Source organism: Halomonas sp. RT37 (assembly GCF_040070525.1).
GTDB lineage: Bacteria > Pseudomonadota > Gammaproteobacteria > Pseudomonadales > Halomonadaceae > Halomonas > Halomonas litopenaei.
Window position 1 is genome coordinate 1,286,591 of sequence record NZ_CP098827.1, and the last position, 16,192, is coordinate 1,302,782.

At 61.1% G+C, this 16,192-nt stretch carries 14 protein-coding genes; 7 read left to right on the top strand and 7 right to left on the bottom strand.

The annotated features are described in order from the left end of the window. Positions 1–739: 739 nt before the first annotated feature. The 6 genes from cyoA to NFG58_RS05785 all read left to right on the top strand — a co-directional run bounded on the left by cyoA (position 740) and on the right by NFG58_RS05785 (position 6,425). Positions 740–1,717, top strand: a complete 978-nt coding sequence (gene cyoA / locus NFG58_RS05760) for a ubiquinol oxidase subunit II (protein ID WP_348827757.1) — start codon at positions 740–742, stop codon at positions 1,715–1,717. Between the two features lie 3 nt (positions 1,718–1,720). Further along, positions 1,721–3,703, top strand: a complete 1,983-nt coding sequence (gene cyoB, locus NFG58_RS05765) for a cytochrome o ubiquinol oxidase subunit I (RefSeq protein ID WP_045991923.1) — start codon at positions 1,721–1,723, stop codon at positions 3,701–3,703. 2 nt (positions 3,704–3,705) lie between these two features. Next, on the top strand, positions 3,706–4,335 hold the full coding sequence (locus tag NFG58_RS05770) for a cytochrome o ubiquinol oxidase subunit III (RefSeq protein ID WP_348815596.1): 630 nt from the start codon (positions 3,706–3,708) through the stop codon (positions 4,333–4,335). A gap of 1 nt (position 4,336) precedes the next feature. Continuing rightward, positions 4,337–4,663, top strand: coding sequence for a cytochrome o ubiquinol oxidase subunit IV (gene cyoD / locus NFG58_RS05775; RefSeq protein ID WP_222515415.1), 327 nt, complete (start codon positions 4,337–4,339; stop codon positions 4,661–4,663). 11 nt (positions 4,664–4,674) lie between these two features. Continuing rightward, complete coding sequence (gene cyoE / locus NFG58_RS05780) at positions 4,675–5,577, top strand: heme o synthase (protein WP_348827758.1); 903 nt, start codon at positions 4,675–4,677, stop codon at positions 5,575–5,577. A 242-nt stretch (positions 5,578–5,819) separates the two neighbouring features. Beyond that, on the top strand, positions 5,820–6,425 hold the full coding sequence (locus NFG58_RS05785) for a Yip1 family protein (RefSeq protein WP_083970270.1): 606 nt from the start codon (positions 5,820–5,822) through the stop codon (positions 6,423–6,425). Between the two features lie 228 nt (positions 6,426–6,653). On the opposite strand, the gene NFG58_RS05790 is transcribed toward NFG58_RS05785, so the two are convergent. Further along, positions 6,654–7,781, bottom strand: a complete 1,128-nt coding sequence (locus NFG58_RS05790; protein ID WP_045991926.1) for an aminotransferase class V-fold PLP-dependent enzyme — start codon at positions 7,779–7,781, stop codon at positions 6,654–6,656. 463 nt (positions 7,782–8,244) lie between these two features. On the opposite strand from NFG58_RS05790, the gene NFG58_RS05795 reads away from it, so the two are divergent. Then, a complete protein-coding gene (locus NFG58_RS05795; protein WP_348827759.1) occupies positions 8,245–9,195 on the top strand; it encodes a hypothetical protein in 951 nt (316 codons plus the stop codon). 197 nt (positions 9,196–9,392) lie between these two features. On the opposite strand, the gene NFG58_RS05800 is transcribed toward NFG58_RS05795, so the two are convergent. From NFG58_RS05800 to NFG58_RS05825, 6 genes are all read right to left on the bottom strand, one after another. Beyond that, a complete protein-coding gene (locus NFG58_RS05800; protein ID WP_108131551.1) occupies positions 9,393–10,214 on the bottom strand; it encodes an IclR family transcriptional regulator in 822 nt (273 codons plus the stop codon). Between the two features lie 227 nt (positions 10,215–10,441). Beyond that, entirely contained in the window at positions 10,442–11,221 is a 780-nt protein-coding gene (locus NFG58_RS05805) for a GntR family transcriptional regulator (protein WP_181248561.1), read from the bottom strand. Between the two features lie 202 nt (positions 11,222–11,423). Beyond that, entirely contained in the window at positions 11,424–11,906 is a 483-nt protein-coding gene (locus tag NFG58_RS05810) for a universal stress protein (protein ID WP_045991929.1), read from the bottom strand. A gap of 161 nt (positions 11,907–12,067) precedes the next feature. Continuing rightward, positions 12,068–13,606, bottom strand: a complete 1,539-nt coding sequence (locus NFG58_RS05815; protein WP_181248559.1) for an AMP-binding protein — start codon at positions 13,604–13,606, stop codon at positions 12,068–12,070. Between the two features lie 11 nt (positions 13,607–13,617). Then, complete coding sequence (locus NFG58_RS05820; protein ID WP_181248558.1) at positions 13,618–15,060, bottom strand: aldehyde dehydrogenase family protein; 1,443 nt, start codon at positions 15,058–15,060, stop codon at positions 13,618–13,620. A 143-nt stretch (positions 15,061–15,203) separates the two neighbouring features. Beyond that, positions 15,204–16,181, bottom strand: coding sequence for a tripartite tricarboxylate transporter substrate binding protein (locus NFG58_RS05825; RefSeq protein WP_108131554.1), 978 nt, complete (start codon positions 16,179–16,181; stop codon positions 15,204–15,206). Positions 16,182–16,192: the final 11 nt, after the last annotated feature.

Genomic DNA, 16,192 nt, shown 5'->3' on the forward strand with positions numbered 1-16,192 from the left:
TGCTCGAGCCTTCCCTTGGCCTCCTTGCTGATCTGGCCCTCGTCGCCGATTCGCTCTTTCATGACCAGGCCCTTGGTGAGCCGGTCCTTCTTTATCTGATCCTTCCTTATCTGATCCTTCCTTATCTGATCCTTTCCTATCTGCACCTTCCTTATCGCCCTCTTCACGGTCTGGCCTTCTCGACATCGTCATCGTTTTCGTCCTGGCGTTGGGGCGATGGCGTCGGGGGAGATAACGTCAGGCGATAGCGTCATGCGATAGCGCGGCGCGGCTTATCGTTCTTTTCCATCAGATCGCCTTTCCCATAGGGTGGGGTCCGGCCTCGCTGATACGGTTCCTGGTGGTGCTTGCTGGGTGTGGTGTTGGGTCGCAGGGCAGGTTCTGCTGGCCCAGGCAATTGGCCATTTGTGCACTGTTGCGACGCCTTGGTGCGACAGATCAAGGAAAGGTGCGACACCCCTGCGGCAAATCGTCGCTTCTCAAGTCTGGTCGCTCTGTCGACAATACGCCCCGGTCGCATTCCATCTACTTCTTTTGTTCAGGTGACGACGTCTTGTCGTGGTACCGAGGCAGGGTAGGGGATGCGAAATTTTGCGGGTCTAGTCCGTGGTTCGGCACATTTCATGCAACTTTTGCCAAAGGTGCATGCAATGTTCCACCTCAGCGGCCCCTGCACATCGCGCGAGCCTGAGCTCGTAATCTCTGGTATTCCGCCTCCAAGCCCTGACGAGGTTGCTACATGAGAAGAAAGTCGTACCTGCGCGTGCTCAGCGTTGTGCTGATGCTGGCGCTGCCCCTGTTGCTGGCGGGCTGCGAATCGGCGCTGCTCGACCCCAAGGGGGAGATCGGCCGTGAGCAGCGTACCTTGATCCTCACCGCCTTCGGTCTGATGCAGATCGTGGTGGTGCCGGTCATCGTGCTCACCCTGTGGTTTGCCTGGCGCTATCGCCGTGGCAACACCGATGCCACCTATTCACCCGACTGGGCCCATTCGACCAAGATCGAGGCCATCGTCTGGTTCATTCCCTGCGTCATCATCGTCTTCCTGGCGCTGTTGACCTGGTACAACTCCCATAGCCTCGACCCGCACCGCAGTCTCGAGGCCAAGGAAGGACAGAACGAGCCCATGGAAATCCAGGCCGTATCACTGGACTGGAAGTGGCTGTTCATCTACCCGGAGCAGGGCATCGCCACGGTCAACGAACTGGCCTTCCCCGAGGACACTCCGGTGCGCTTCCGGGTGAGCTCCGGTTCGGTGATGAACTCTTTCTTCATTCCGCGCCTGGGTAGCCAGATCTACGCCATGGCCGGCATGGATAACGACGTTCACCTGATCGCCGAAGAGCAGGGCGTCTATCCGGGCCGCTCCACCAACTACAGCGGTGCAGGCTTCTCCGAGATGACCTTCGACGCCCACGTGGGTTCCGTCGAGGACTTCGAAGAGTGGGTGGAGAAGGTGCGTTCCTCGTCCGATACGCTGACCTTCCCCGAGGAGTACTACGATCTCGCCACGCCAAGCGAGGACAACGAGGTCCAGTACTTCTCCGAGATCACCCCGGCGCTCTATGAGCGCATCATCAAGAGCTTCCTGGCCGGCGGCAAGCATGCCGAGTTCGTCGAGACCTACGGCGGCGTGGTCAACGGGCACGGCGCAGGCGGCCATGGCGACGAGAGCGAGTCTCACGGCGAGTCCATGAGCGCAGAGGCAGCGGAGTAAATCATGTTTGGAAAACTGACGTTAGACTCGATTCCGATCCAGGAGCCCATCATCATGGTGGTGGCGATCGGTATCGCCCTGGGCGGGATCGCCGTGGTCGGCGGCCTGACCTACTTCAAGAAGTGGGGCTATCTGTGGCGCGAGTGGATCACCTCCGTCGACCACAAGAAGCTCGGTATCATGTACTTCCTGGTCGCGCTGGTGATGCTGATCCGTGGCTTCGCCGACGCCATCATGATGCGTACCCAGCAGGCCATGGCCTCGGCCGGAGCCGAGGGCTATCTACCGCCTGACCACTATGATCAGATCTTCACCGCCCACGGTGTGATCATGATCTTCTTTGTCGCCATGCCCATGGTCATCGGTCTGATGAACCTGGTGGTGCCGCTGCAGATCGGCGCGCGCGACGTGGCTTTCCCCTTCCTTAACAACTTGAGCTTCTGGCTGTTCGTTGCCGGTGTCATCCTGGTCAACGTCTCGCTGGTGGTCGGTGAGTTCGCCGCGACCGGCTGGCTGGCCTACGCGCCACTATCGGGGATAGAGTACAGTCCCGGCGTCGGGGTGGATTACTGGATATGGGCGTTGCAGATATCTGGCATCGGTACGACCCTGACCGGTATCAACTTCTTCGTCACCATCCTGAAGATGCGTACCAAGGGCATGACCCTGTTCCGTATGCCCATCTTCACCTGGACGTCGCTGTGCGCCAACGTGCTGATCATCGCGTCCTTCCCGATTCTGACCGCGACCATCGCGATGCTGACGCTGGATCGTTACCTGGGGACTCACTTCTTCACCAACGATTTTGGCGGCAACATGATGATGTACGTCAACCTCATCTGGGCCTGGGGCCATCCTGAGGTGTACATCCTTATCCTGCCGGCATTCGGGGTGTTCTCCGAGGTTATCGCGACGTTCGCTCGCAAGCGGCTGTTCGGCTACGGCACCATGGTGTGGGCGACCATCGCCATCACCTTCCTGTCGTTCATCGTCTGGCTGCACCACTTCTTCACCATGGGGGCCGGGGCCAACGTCAATGCCTTCTTTGGCATCATGACGATGATCATCGCCATCCCCACCGGGGTGAAGGTATTCAACTGGCTGTTCACCATGTACCGCGGTCGTCTGGAGTTCACCTCTCCGGTGCTGTGGACCATCGGCTTCATCATCACCTTTACCCTGGGTGGCATGACCGGTGTGATGCTGGCGGTACCGGCGGCCAACTTCGTGCTGCACAACAGCCTGTTCGTCATCGCCCACTTCCACAACGTCATCATCGGCGGCGTGGTGTTCGGCATGCTGGCGGGTCTGACCTACTGGTTCCCGAAGGCCTTCGGCTTCACCCTCGACGAGAAGTGGGGCAAGCGCTCCTTCTGGTTCTGGTTGACCGGCTTCTACGTGGCCTTCATGCCGCTGTACGTGCTCAGCTTCTTCGGTGCGGTGCGTCGCATGCAGTCCTATGACAACGGCGCCTGGCAGCCGTGGATGATCATCGCCTGGATCGGCGCCGTGCTGATTCTGTGTGGCATCGCCTGCACCGTGATCCAGTTCTACGTCAGTATCCGTGATCGCAAGAAGAACCAGGACGTCACCGGCGATCCCTGGGATGCGCGTACCCTGGAGTGGGCGACCTCGTCTCCCGCACCGTTCTACAACTTCGCGCATCTGCCCGAGATCAAGGACATCGACGACTTCTGGAACCAGAAGCAGGCCAACGGCGGCAAGGCCGGCGTGTCCAAGGGACCGTACAAGGACATTCACATGCCCAAGTACACCTGGGAAGGTCCGGTGATCGGTCTGATCTCCGCGGTCTTCGGCTTCGCCCTGGTGTGGCATATCTGGTGGCTTGCCATCGTGACCGCACTGGGCATGTTTGCCACCTTCATCGCGCGTATCTTCAACGATGACGTCGACTACTACGTGCCGGCCGCGGAAGTCGAGCGTATCGAGCGCGAACACCAGAACCGTGTGGAGATGCAGGCATAACCATGGCAACCGACACCCTCAACCAGCAAGGTCATGCCCACGGGCATGACCATGATCACGACCACGACCATCATGATGCCGCGGGTACCAAGGTCTTCGGTTTCTGGGTCTATCTGATGAGCGACCTGGTGATCTTCGGGTCACTGTTCGCCACCTACGCCGTGCTCCTTCGGGGCACGGCCGATGGTCCGACCCCGGGCGAGATCTTCCAGCTCCCGTTCATCCTGGTCGAGACCTTCCTGCTGCTGTTCTCGAGTTTCACCTACGGCATGGCGGTGCTCGCCATGAACGCCAATCAGGCATCCAAGGTGATGAAGTGGCTCGGGATCACCTTCCTGCTGGGCGCGGCCTTCGTGGCGCTGGAACTCTATGAGTTCCATCACCTGATCCATGAGGGCTTTGGTCCGGATCGTTCAGGCTTCCTGTCGGCCTTCTTCCTGCTGGTCGGTACCCACGGTCTGCACGTGACCGCCGGTCTGATCTGGATCCTGGTGATGATGATCCAGGTGAAGCAGCGTGGTCTCGACGATATGGTGCGTCCGCGCATCATGTGTCTGAGCCTGTTCTGGCACTTCCTGGACATCGTCTGGATCTGCGTCTTCTCCTTCGTCTACCTGATGGGAGCCCTGTGATATGAGCGGACACGCCAACGACCATCACAGCCATGGCAGCGTCAAGTCCTATGTGATCGGCCTGATCCTGTCCATCGTGCTGACCGTCATTCCCTTCGGGGCGGTGATGACCGGCGCCTTCGACACCTTCGCGACGGTGATCGTGATCGTCGGTACCGCGGTGGCTCAGGTGCTGGTGCAGCTCGTGCTGTTCATGCACATGAACACCAAGGCCGATGAAGGCTGGAACTTCATGTCCTTCGTCTTCACCGTGGCGATCCTGGTTCTGGTCATCGGAGGTTCCCTATGGATCATGTACCACCTGCATCACAACATGATGATCGGCTGACGCCGACTCGCATGATGTTCAGGGACACTCTCAGGGACTACCTCACCATCACCAAGCCGGGCATCATCGGCGGCAACGTGATCTCTGTTCTGGGCGGCTACTTCCTGGCCGCCCAGGGCCAGTTCGATGCCATGGTGTTCCTGTCGGCGCTGTTGGGTCTGGCCCTGGTAATCGCCTCGGGCTGCGCCTACAACAACGTCATCGACAAGGACATCGATGCCTTGATGGAGCGCACCCGCAACCGCCCGCTGGTGCAGGGGCGGGTCAGCGAAGCGGCGACACTTCGGTTTGCCACCCTGCTGGGCATCGCCGGCTTCGGTCTGCTGGCGCTGGGGACCAATGCGTTGACGGTGGGTCTGGCGGCCTTCGGCTTCGTCATCTATGTAGGGGCCTACAGCCTCTACATGAAGCGCAATTCCGAGTTCGGCACTCTGGTCGGCAGCCTCTCCGGGGCAGTGCCGCCGGTGGTGGGCTATTGCGCGGTGACCGGCAGCTTCGATACCGGCGCCTTGACCCTGCTGGTGATCTTCAGCCTGTGGCAGATGCCGCACTCCTACGCGATCGCGATCTTTCGCATGGAAGATTACCGCGCCGCCAACATTCCGGTGCTGCCGGTGGTTCGCGGTATCGGTACGGCCAAGCACCATATCCTGGGCTATATCCTGGCCTTTATCGGTGCGACGCTGTCGCTGAGTCTGGCCGGCTACGCTGGACCCGGTTACTTCATCGTTGCCCTGGTGCTGGGCGTCTACTGGCTGTATATCGCGGCCAAGGGCTACCGTACCGACGACAACGTGCGTTGGGCGCGACAGGTATTCGGCATCTCGATCCTCACCATCACGGCGCTGAGCCTGATGATGTCACTGGACGCGACGCTGATGCCAAGCACGCCGATGTGGACCTCCATGTCCTGATCGGGTGGCGCTGAAACCGAAACCCCGCATCTTCACCGATGCGGGGTTTTTTTTGTGTTTATCAGTCGTATGGGTGAAGCGTGACTGGCGGTCAAGTGTTGTACAGGACTTGTATAGTATGTACGGTAACGTTGGTAGCGAAGCGAAAAATCGCTTCTATACTGCAAGTTAAGGACAACGGAGTCGCGGGCGCCGAGTGCCGGTCTCGGGACTTACTTCAGCGGTAGCAGGAGGGAGTCAGTATGCTGACACACGTCTGGGGATTGATGGCCCACCCGAATCGCGAATGGAAGCAGATCAAGCAGGAAAGGGAGACGATAACGCACCTGTACGCGCATCACGTGTTGTTGCTGGCCGCCATACCGGTGATCTGCTCGTACATCGGTACCACCCAGGTCGGCTGGAGTCTCGGCGGCGGCACGACCATCAAGCTCAGTTATCTAGACGCCCTGGGGGCGGGGATCGCCTTCTATCTGGTGATCCTGGCGGCGGTCTACATCGTCGGCAAGACCATCCGTTACTCGGCCAAACGCTTTCCCAAGACACCCAGCCAGAGCCAGTGCATCATCTTTGCCGGCTATGTGGCGACCCCGATGTTCCTGAGCGGCATCGTGGCGATCTACCCGATCATCTGGCTGTGCCTGCTGGCCGGCGTTATCGGCCTCTGTTACACCGCCTACCTGCTGTATCTGGGCATTCCCTCCTTTCTCGATATCAGCGAAAAGGAAGGCTTCGTCGTCTCCAGCACCACCCTTGCGGTGGGGGTACTGGTGCTCGAAGGACTGCTCGGCATGACCGTCCTGCTGTGGGGCTACGGAGAGCGCATCATTCTGTCGCTGCTGGGGTGATTAGAGGGTGACTGGAGGGTGGCAAGAGGTCGACTAAAGATCGATCAAAGGTCGGCTAAAGAGTGACAAGTTGACGGGGATGACCCGAGAGCAATGAAACTCGAGGCGTGCAAGACCTGGCCGTTCAGTCCGACAACACGGGTAAGACAAGAGGGGCGACGCTGATGCGTCGCCCCTTTTTCTATCTGGGCTTTTCTGTGCGGCCCGATCTGGTGGGTGCCAGTCCGTCTATCCCTTGATACTGTCCAGCGCCTTGCGCAGGTGGTCGATGCTGCGCTCGGGCTGATGCAGCTTGTCCAGGCCGAACAGGCCAATGCGGAAGGTCTGGAAATCGTCGCCTTCATCGCACATCAGCGGGACCCCGGCGGCGACCTGGACGCCGGCTGCGGCGAACTTGCCGACCAGCCCCGGGTCGTTGTGGTAGCAGACCACCACACCGGGCGCCTCGTAACCCTCGGCGGCGACGCTCTTGAAGCCGTACTCGGCCAGCAGGCTGCGCACTCCCTGACCCAGGGCCCACTGTTCCTGTTTCACCTTGTCGAAGCCGTAGGCGTCGGTCTCGCGCATGATCTCGCGTAGTTCGCGCAGGCTGTCGGTGGGCATGGTCGCGTGGTAAGCGTGGCCGCCATTCTCGTAGGCCTCCATGATCTCGAGCCACTTCTTGAGATCGGCGGCGAAGCTGGTGCTGGTGGTTTCCTTGATGATCTCTCGCGCCTGGGCCGAGAGCATCACCATGGCGCAGCAGGGTGAGCCGCTCCAGCCCTTCTGGGGGGCGCTGATCAGCAGGTCGACGCCAGTATCCTGCATGTCCACCCAGACGGTGCCCGAGGCGATGCAGTCCAGCACCATCAGGCCGCCGTGGGCGTGCACCGCATCGGACACGCGACGGATGTAGTCGTCCGGCAGGATCATGCCGGACGAGGTCTCCACGTGGGGGGCGAAGACGATGTCCGGCTGCAGTCGCTCGATGGCCTGCTCGACCTCCTCGATGGGGGGCGGGGCGAACGCCGAGGTCGGATCGCTGTCCTGCTGACGTCGGGCCTTCTCCACGCACAGTTCCGCCGGGATCTTGCCCATCTCGAGGATCTGGTGCCAGCGGTAGCTGAACCAGCCATTGCGGATGACCAGGGCGCTGCGGTTCTGGGCGAACTGGCGGGCTACCGCCTCCATGCCGAAGGTGCCGCTCCCGGGCACGATGACCGCGCTGTGGGCGTTGTACACCTGCTTCAAGGTGGTGGAGATGTCGCGCATTACGCCTTGAAAGCTCTGCGACATATGGTTCAGGGCGCGGTCGGTATAGACCACGGAGTATTCCAGCAGGCCATCGGGATCGACGTCCGGGAGCAAGCCAGGCATGAGGCGCATCCTTACAGTGGGCGTTGAACAAGCCGAAGACGCGGACTGCGTCAGCGACGACGGCGCCGAGCGGCTAGGGCTCGGCGCTCATTATTCTCTACAGCATAAGGTTAAAGGGCGGTGGCGGCCAGAGGACGGCGGCTCGCGCGTGGCGCGGTCATTTTCCTTGTGTGACTGTCGTTACATCCGAGTCCGTCGTGATATGTGTTTTTGTACTGATTCGAGTAAAAAACGGCCTAACCCGCCAATAAGGATTTTCATGAGACTTATCAGCCATTTCGCGTAGATGTCATCTCAGTAGCTGAAGCAGCGCGGCATGACCGATGGCTGGCAAAGCAAACTTTGACCATGCTGAGAAGACCGCTGCCAATAAGGCGTCGCAGCGTGTTTCGTCTAACGCCGTCGGTGACGCCGGGAGGTCCGGCCGGCGGAGCACGATCTTCCCAGGTGGAGGACGTCGATCATGAACGAACCATCATCATGTACGTGTCAGGCCGCTGGACTGACGCCTGAGCAGCTCGACGTGCTGCTGGCGCGAAACCCGCAATTGGCACAGGAACTGTCGGCACGATATCAGCAAACACTGGCCGAACCGGCAGAGCTGGACAGGCCAGATGACCTGGCCGCGGTGGGACTGGGGCCGGACGGGGCGCCGCTGGTCAGCGGTCCTGCGGAGCCCATGCCGCTGGCCCGTTTCGATCTCAGCAACGGCAACCGCGTCGAATTCGTCGGGCTTAGAGGCGACGACAAGGAGGCCCAGGTAGGTATGCGGGAGTTGGGCGTGAGCGATCGTGCGACCCCGCGAACCTTTGCAAGCGAAGTTGGCAAGTCCGCGCTGGATCACTACCTTATGCTCGCCCCGCAGGAGGTGCCCATCCCGAAGATGCTGCTCGAGCTGAATCCCGACATCGACCGCAAGGCGTTCAAGAATCGCACCGTGGAGCGGTTGGAAGAACCCATCGAGGTGGATCTGGACGAGTTGGGCATAACGCCGGACACTGCCAGGGCAGGGTCCTCGGCAGGAGGCGGAGCAGGCCAGCAATACTGTGTCCCGGGCGATGGTTATCATCTGTTTCGCAACCACAACTGCGAGACCGTCTCCTTCCCGAGCAACACCTGGTGGTGGTGCGACCCGGAGGCCCACTATTCCTTCCGGGATCGCTGGACCTCTGACCGCAAGCGTCGCAACTCTCTTGGTGTCACCACTGCCTGCCATGGGCCGGCGGCCACCCTGCACTACTACAAGAATGTCTTTGGCAACTGGAAGCATCTACATACCTTTCACCTGCCTTCAGGCTACTGGCAGTGGACCCGGTATGAGGGGCTATCCAAGCGAGACCGCTGGATACGACATCGCTGTGTGACCGCGGGAGGCAGCAGCTTCGTGCGCTGCGTCAGCTTCTTCTACAACTGAGGCCTGTGTCACCTCGGCAGCGCTCGTTGCTTTCGTTGCTCTCGTTGCGTGAGCGACTAACCGATGCACCTTGGCGCCATCACCGTTGTCGCGGTGGTGGCGCCTTGCTGTTTGATGCCTGGCTGTTTGACGTCTTGCGGGTTGACGTCGGGGGCACGCATTCCGGACATGGCGGGCGTTGCCACCAGGCGAGGGCGTCAGGCAGAGGTTTCCGGTTCTGCGATGGGCTCGGGCAGGGCACCCTGGTTGATCCGCGCGATGGCGGCGGCGGCGCGCTCCAGCGCGGGCAGGCAATCCAGGGCGCGCTGTTTATCCATGCGCATCACCGGTGCCTGGATCGCCAGGCCGACGTTGGAGACCCCGGTGGGGTTGGGGGCCAGCACTGCGATGCACAGAAGCCCCGGCAGGAATTCCTCGTCGTCGAAGGCGTAGCCGTCGCGCTTGACCTGCTCGATCTCCGCTTCCAGAGCGTCGATGTCGGTAAGCGTGTTTCGGGTGAAGGCCTCCAGGGTGGCATCGGCGAGCAGCCGACGGCGCTGGGAGGCGCTCATCTGGGCCAGAAAGAGCTTGCCGCTGGCGGAGCAATGGGCAGGCACCCGGGAGCCGGGATGCAGATAGAAGCGCAGCGGCGCCGAGGTCTCGACGCGGTCCAGATAGAGCACCTCGCTGCCGGACAGGGCAGTGATATTGCAGCTTTCCCCGACCTCGCGGACCAGCTCAGCCAGCACGCCGTGACGTGCGCCCTGAACGGTGTCGTTGAGCAGCAGGGTCTCGGCCAGCCGGCGCAGGCGGCTGCCCTTGCTGTAGTGACGGTTGTCCGCTTCGCGCTGCAGCATGCCGGAGTTCTCGAGCTGCTGCAGCATCCGGTGCAGCGTTGGCTTGGGCAGGCCGGTCTCGTCCACCAGGCTCTGCAGGGTGAAGTACTGGTCCTTCTCCGCGATCACCTCGAGCAGCGCCAGCAGGCGCTGGGCCGGGGTGTCGCCCTCGATGATCCGGGTGTCAAAGCTTGCTGTGCTCATGGCGGGGTCTCCTCGATACTACAAGCCTATACGTATCTAAAAATTAATCAATGTGTATCGGAAAACGGAATTCACCGAGATCGCTGTCGTCTCTGACTGGAGCACGTCGGCGTCGGGAACCGGGCTGTGGACGTGAGTGGACAGGCACCCATGAGCCAGGACTCGGCCATGGCCAACCGGTTGTCGCGGTATCCGGCATAGGCTGCCCTGTCTGAGCTTGCACCGAGTCAAAAGTCCGAGCGGATTTCGGCACGGTAGCTGAAGCGGTCGGCCCTTCCCTTGGTGGTACGGACTTCCACGATACGGTCGTGGCTGGTGTAGGTCATCCGCTTGAGCACCACCACCGGGGTGCCGGGAGCGATGTCCAGCAGGGCGGCGGTGTGGGTATCGGCGGCTTCTGCGGTCAGGGTTTCGTCGGCCCGGACGACGGGGATGCCGAATCGGTCGAGGATCAAGGCATAGAAGTAGTCGGGAATATAAAGCTCGGAATCTTCCAGCCCCGGCACCAGTACGCTTGGCCACCAGCTGTACTCCACCAGGGTCGGGGCGTCATCGACCACTCCCAGGCGCTCGATATAGGTGACTGGACTGGTCTGGCTCAGGCCGAGGCGGGTATAGACCTCATCGGGAGCCTGGCGGATGGCGCGATCGGTGGTGGTCTTGTGGATACGCACGTCCTTGCCGTCGGCGTCCCCGTAGCTGACAAAGCGAAACAGGGTTTCCTCGAAGTCGGTCCGCGAGACATAGGTGCCCTTGCCCTGATGGCGGAACAGCAGTTTTTCCCAGACCAGATTGGAGATGGCCTTCTTGACCGTTCCCTGACTGATCTGCAGCCGGTCGGCGAGCTGCCATTCGGGTGGAATGAGGTCGCCCGGGGCCAGGTCCCCCCGTTCGATCAGGCCGCGAATATGGTCCTGCAGCAGTCGGTACAGCGGTTTCCCCGGCTGTGCCACCATCACCTCGGGGGAGAAGAGGCCAAGGCGATCAGATTCGTTTTCACTGGTCATTCGCAAGATCCCGCTGCTGGCAAGGTCGGAAGGGGAGGCTGCTCGGGTCAGGCGCTTGTCTGACTCGCCGCTGCCCTGCAGCAGCGTGACGGCGCTCGCCCCTTTCACACCTTGATTCATCCGTTTCATTCTTAAGTGGTATTTCATCAATCTATCACGGGGCTCCTGTGCAGACACCTTTCCGGCCGTGTGACCCCTGGCCTCAGACCGGAAAGAGAAACAGCGGGCGGCGGGTGCGACGACTGATCTTGCGCGCCACCGAGCCAAGCACCATATGACCCAGCCCGGACTGGCGCTGTGTTCCCATGACGATGCAATCGGCATCGATTCTGTCGGCCTCCTGCAGGATGATTCGGGATGGCTTGCCAATGCGGACGTGAATCTCCTTCAGGGAGGCGTGGTAGCTGTCTTCCGAGGCCAGTGTCGAGTGGCCGAAGTCTTCAAGGCGGCGCTTGATTTCATCGATGGCCTGCCGGGTCGCTCGTTCGCGATAGTTGTCCAGCGGGGAAACGGCGGTATAGCGGCTGGCCAGGCTGTCTTTCAACAGTGCCGGATCTTCGATGACGTGCAGCAGGTGGACCGCGGCGCCGAAGCGTTCGGCGATACCGATGGCCTTGCGGAAGACGTCGGGGCTGTGGGCGCTGAGGTCAGTGGCATACAGCAGCCGGGATATCTGGAAGCTCATGGCTTCATCCTCACAAAGGTTGGATGGCGCAGGCGGTGAACCGACGTGGCCGAGGCACCTTCGACGCCAAGGCCGGGCTCGCCGGCGCCAGGCCCGCCCGAAACATCGATCAGGCAGGACCCTGGGTACCGCGAGCGCAGGCCAGGGCATCGGGCGCCAGGCTAGGCCGGTGCTTGATGCAGATGGTCGATCATCTCCGCAATCTTGAGGCGCTGGACCTTGCCGGAGGGCCCTCTGGGCAGCCATTTCACGATGTGAACATGTTCAGGCGCCTTGTAGTCACCGACCCCCTCGCGACAGTAGTCGAGAAGTTCTTGCTGGGTCGCCCGATGGCCTTCCTTGAGCACCACGACGGCCTCTACGACCTGCCCGTAGTGCCGGTTTTCCATGGGATAGGCGGCTGCCTCCAGCACCGCCTCATGGGCCAGCAGGGCGTCATCGATCTCGCGCGGGGCGATGTTCTCGCCACCCTTGATGATCAGCTCCTTGATGCGGCCCGTGATGAAGAAGAAGCCTTCCTCATCGCGATAGCCAAGGTCGCCGGTGTGCAGCCAACCCTCGTTATCGATGGTGTCTGCTGTGGCCTCGGGATTCTTGTAGTACTCCTTCATGACGTTGTCGCCGCGGACCACGATTTCACCGATCTGGTGGCAGGGCAGTACCTGTCCTGTCGAGTCGAAGACACTGACCTCGTTGCGGTAGGCGATACCGGGGGATCCGTAGCGAGATTCGAAAGGGGGCAAGGGGTTGGACAGGATCTGGGCCGCGGTTTCGGTCAGTCCCATGGTTTCCACCAGGCTGACACCGAAGGTGGTCTCGAAACGGCGGTGGCTCTCCGCCGGCAGTGCCGAAGAGGCAGATCGCCCGAAACGCACCTGACGCATGCGCGGATCCTCGCGCAGGTCCTTCGACTCCGGCTTCTCGGCATGCTCCAGCAGGTAGGCGACAATCGTCGGCACGATACTGAACCAGGTGCACTGGTTGTCGAGCAGCCAGTCCCAGAATGCCGAGACACTCAGCTTCTCCGGCAGCACCACACTGCCGCCACTGATCAGTGGCGCCATGATGGTGACCACCTGGGCGTTGATATGGTAAAGCGGCAGAACGCAGAGGGCGCGATCCTTCTGGCACAGCGAGTGGGCCTCCATGGTGCACCTTCCCCCCGCGATCAGATTGGCGTGGGTCAGCACGACGCCCTTGGGCTTGCCTGTTGTGCCCGAGGTATACATCAACAATGCCGTGTCGTCGGGCGCTACCACGGGCAAGGGCGAAGACGCGATACGCTCTTGCTGCCGCGGCCCGTTGCGAGGACAGGCGACCAGAATTTCCTTCTCGCTCCCGTCGAGCAGGCCATCAAGGCGCTGCTCGTAGTGGGGCGATACGATGACAGTCGTGGCATCACAGTGCTCCAGCACGTAGCGCAACTGGGCATCCCCTGCGATGGCGTTCAAGGAGACCGCGACACGACCGCTGGCCATGATCGCCAGCAGCAGTGAGGCGGTCCACAGTCCGTTGTCCATCAGCATGGCCACATAGTCGCCGGGCTGGCAGCCGCGCGCCTGAAGAAGGCCATGCACCCACTCGACTCGCTCCTGGAGTCGGGACATTGAGACCGTCTCGCCAGTGTCGGGACAGATCAGGAAATCAGTGGCGGGTTGGCGTTCACACTGATGCTTGATGGTGTCTTGAATGGTCATCATCTGGCCGGCCTCTAGAAGGGATTGGCGATGCCGTGCTTGTCGAAAAAACCGGAAAACAGATCCTGTGGCAGAGGGGGAGAGGCCTCGATGGTGCGCACGATGCGGGTCGTGTTGAGGTAGTGGCGGTAGTTCATGTTGTCGGAAATGCTGTTCTTGCCCCAGCTACCGCAGCCCATCGACAAGGAAAACGGAAGGGCGTTGTCGAAGTTGCCACCATTGCCGAAGGCGTGGGCCTGATTGACGATCACCCGGCAGACCGGCATCTCCAGTCCCAGCTTCTCGATGTGCTCATCGGTGGTGCTGTGGATACCGCAGGAGTGCCCCTTGCCCTGGTATTCGAGCAGTTCCCTGGTGATAGCAAAGGCGTCCTCGAAGTCTCTGGCCCGGTAGAGGGTCAGCACCGGTGACAGCTTTTCGCCCGAAAAGGGGTAGTCCGCCCCGATACCGCTTTCTTCCACCAGCAGGATCGAGGCGTCGAGACACGCCGGACGATCGAGCCCCACGGTGCTGGCGATACTGCCGGCATCCCGGGCGATCACGTCACGACTGAGGTTGCCATCCGTCCACATACGACCTTCGAGAATCCGCTTTTCCTGTTCGGTCAGCAGTACCGCCGCGTGGTCGCGCAGTGCCGAGACCATGCTGTCGTAAACGCTGTCGAGGATGACCAGGCTGTTCTCCGAGCTGCAGCTGGTCGCATTGTCGAAGGTCTTGGAGGCAAGAATCTTGCGCGCGGCATCTGCGATATTGGCGCTTTCATCGATGATGACCGGGACGTTGCCTGCCCCGACGCCGATGGCCGGGGTGCCACTGGAATAGGCGGAGCGCACATTGTTCTGGGAGCCGGTGACGACGATCAGGTCGACCAGTTGCATCAAGGCATGGGTGCTCGCCTTGGTCACCGGGTCCGGTAGCAGTTGCACCAGATCCCGGGGGGCTCCGATACGGGCGAGCTCGTCCTGCATGTAGTTCACCAGCCGTTCGCACACGGCGTAGCCCTTGGGCGAGGGAGCCAGCACGATGGCGTTGCGACCCTTGAGTGCGTTGATCGTCTTGTTGGTGGGCGTGGCCGCAGGGTTGGTGGAAGGCACCACGGCGCCGACCACGCCGATCGGGCGGGATATCTCGACGATGCCTGTGCTCGGGTCTTCGGAGACGATACCCACGGTACGCTTGCCCTCGAGGTCGGCCAGCAATCCAAGGGTCTTGCGGTGGTTCTTGGCGATCTTGTCGGAAACCTTGCCAAGCCCGGTGGTGGCCACTGCGAGTTGTGACAGCTCCTCATTTCGCGTGGGCTCCATCAACGCCCAGGCGGCGGCCAGCACGACTTCATCGACTTGCTGCTGGTCGTATTGCTCGAACCGGCGCTGGGCTTCTCGGGCTCGTTCGACAATGGGGGCTACCAGCCGGTAGGCGCTATTGTCGTCAGAAGAATGCTTGTGGTTGGTATCCATGTTGCTACCTCGACGTGTCGATGGGGTAAGCAAGGGCGGCTCAGGGTATGGATGGCGGCTCCCTGCGGTGCAGGGGAATGAGGCCTGTGTTCCACGCGTCGCTACCCTTGCTTTTGTTGCCGTTGGCCTGAAATCCGCAGAGGTCACGGTGTCTCGAGCTGAGCGAAGAGTTCAGTCAGGTACGCTTGCTGTTGTTTCCACAGCGCCTCGAGGTCGGACGCTTCCATGACGCGAAGGGTCGATCCGCCTTCTTTCATCTGCTCGGCGATTCCCTCGTCCTGGAACATGTCGATGAAGTTGGAAGAGAGGTAGTCGACCGTTTCCGCGTCGACCCCTCTGGGAACCATGATCCCCCTGAGGTTGAGGCTGGTGTCGTCGACGTCGTATCCCGCTTCGATAAAGGTGGGTACATCCGGCAGGAAATCTTCGCTTCTTTCGAGATCGGCAATGCCGAGGATCTTGATGCGGTCCTGGTTGCGGAAGGCGTCGGACAAGTTGTTGAATCCCGCCATCACCTGACCACCGACAACAAACCTGAGGGCGTCCACTCCTCCTGAGGTAGGAAGGTACTTCAGGGTCACCTCGGCGCTTTGCTGAAGCTGAAGGGCAGCAATATGGTGTCCGACGTAGAGCCCGGCGCCCGAGACCGTCAACTTTCCAGGATTGGCTCTGGCGTACTCCACCACGTCATCGATGGAATCGAACTCACTGTCCTTGCCGACGATGAGTACGGCAGGGTCTGCGCCCCAGTTTGCAATGGGCTGCAGGTTCTCGATGCTGTAATCGGTGTCGTACATGATCGACTGAGCGATGAAGTGCGGCACGTTATAGGCCGCAATATCGTAGCCATCGGTAGCGCCGGTACTGACAAACTGATTCCAGCCGATCTGTCCGCCTGCACCCGGGCGGTTGATCACCGTGACCGGCTGCCCGAGGTACTCATCGCCCTTCGAGGTGACGATCCTGGCCTGGAAGTCTGTTGCACCACCAGCCGAATAGGCGACCGTCAGATTCAAGGGCTTTTCCGGGAAGTCCGCCAGGCTGGGGAGGGGAGCAAGCAACAGACAGACCGCGAGGGTTGACGCTGTTTGACGCTTTACTGAGGTGGCGTGAATGGTCATTGTTTTATGCC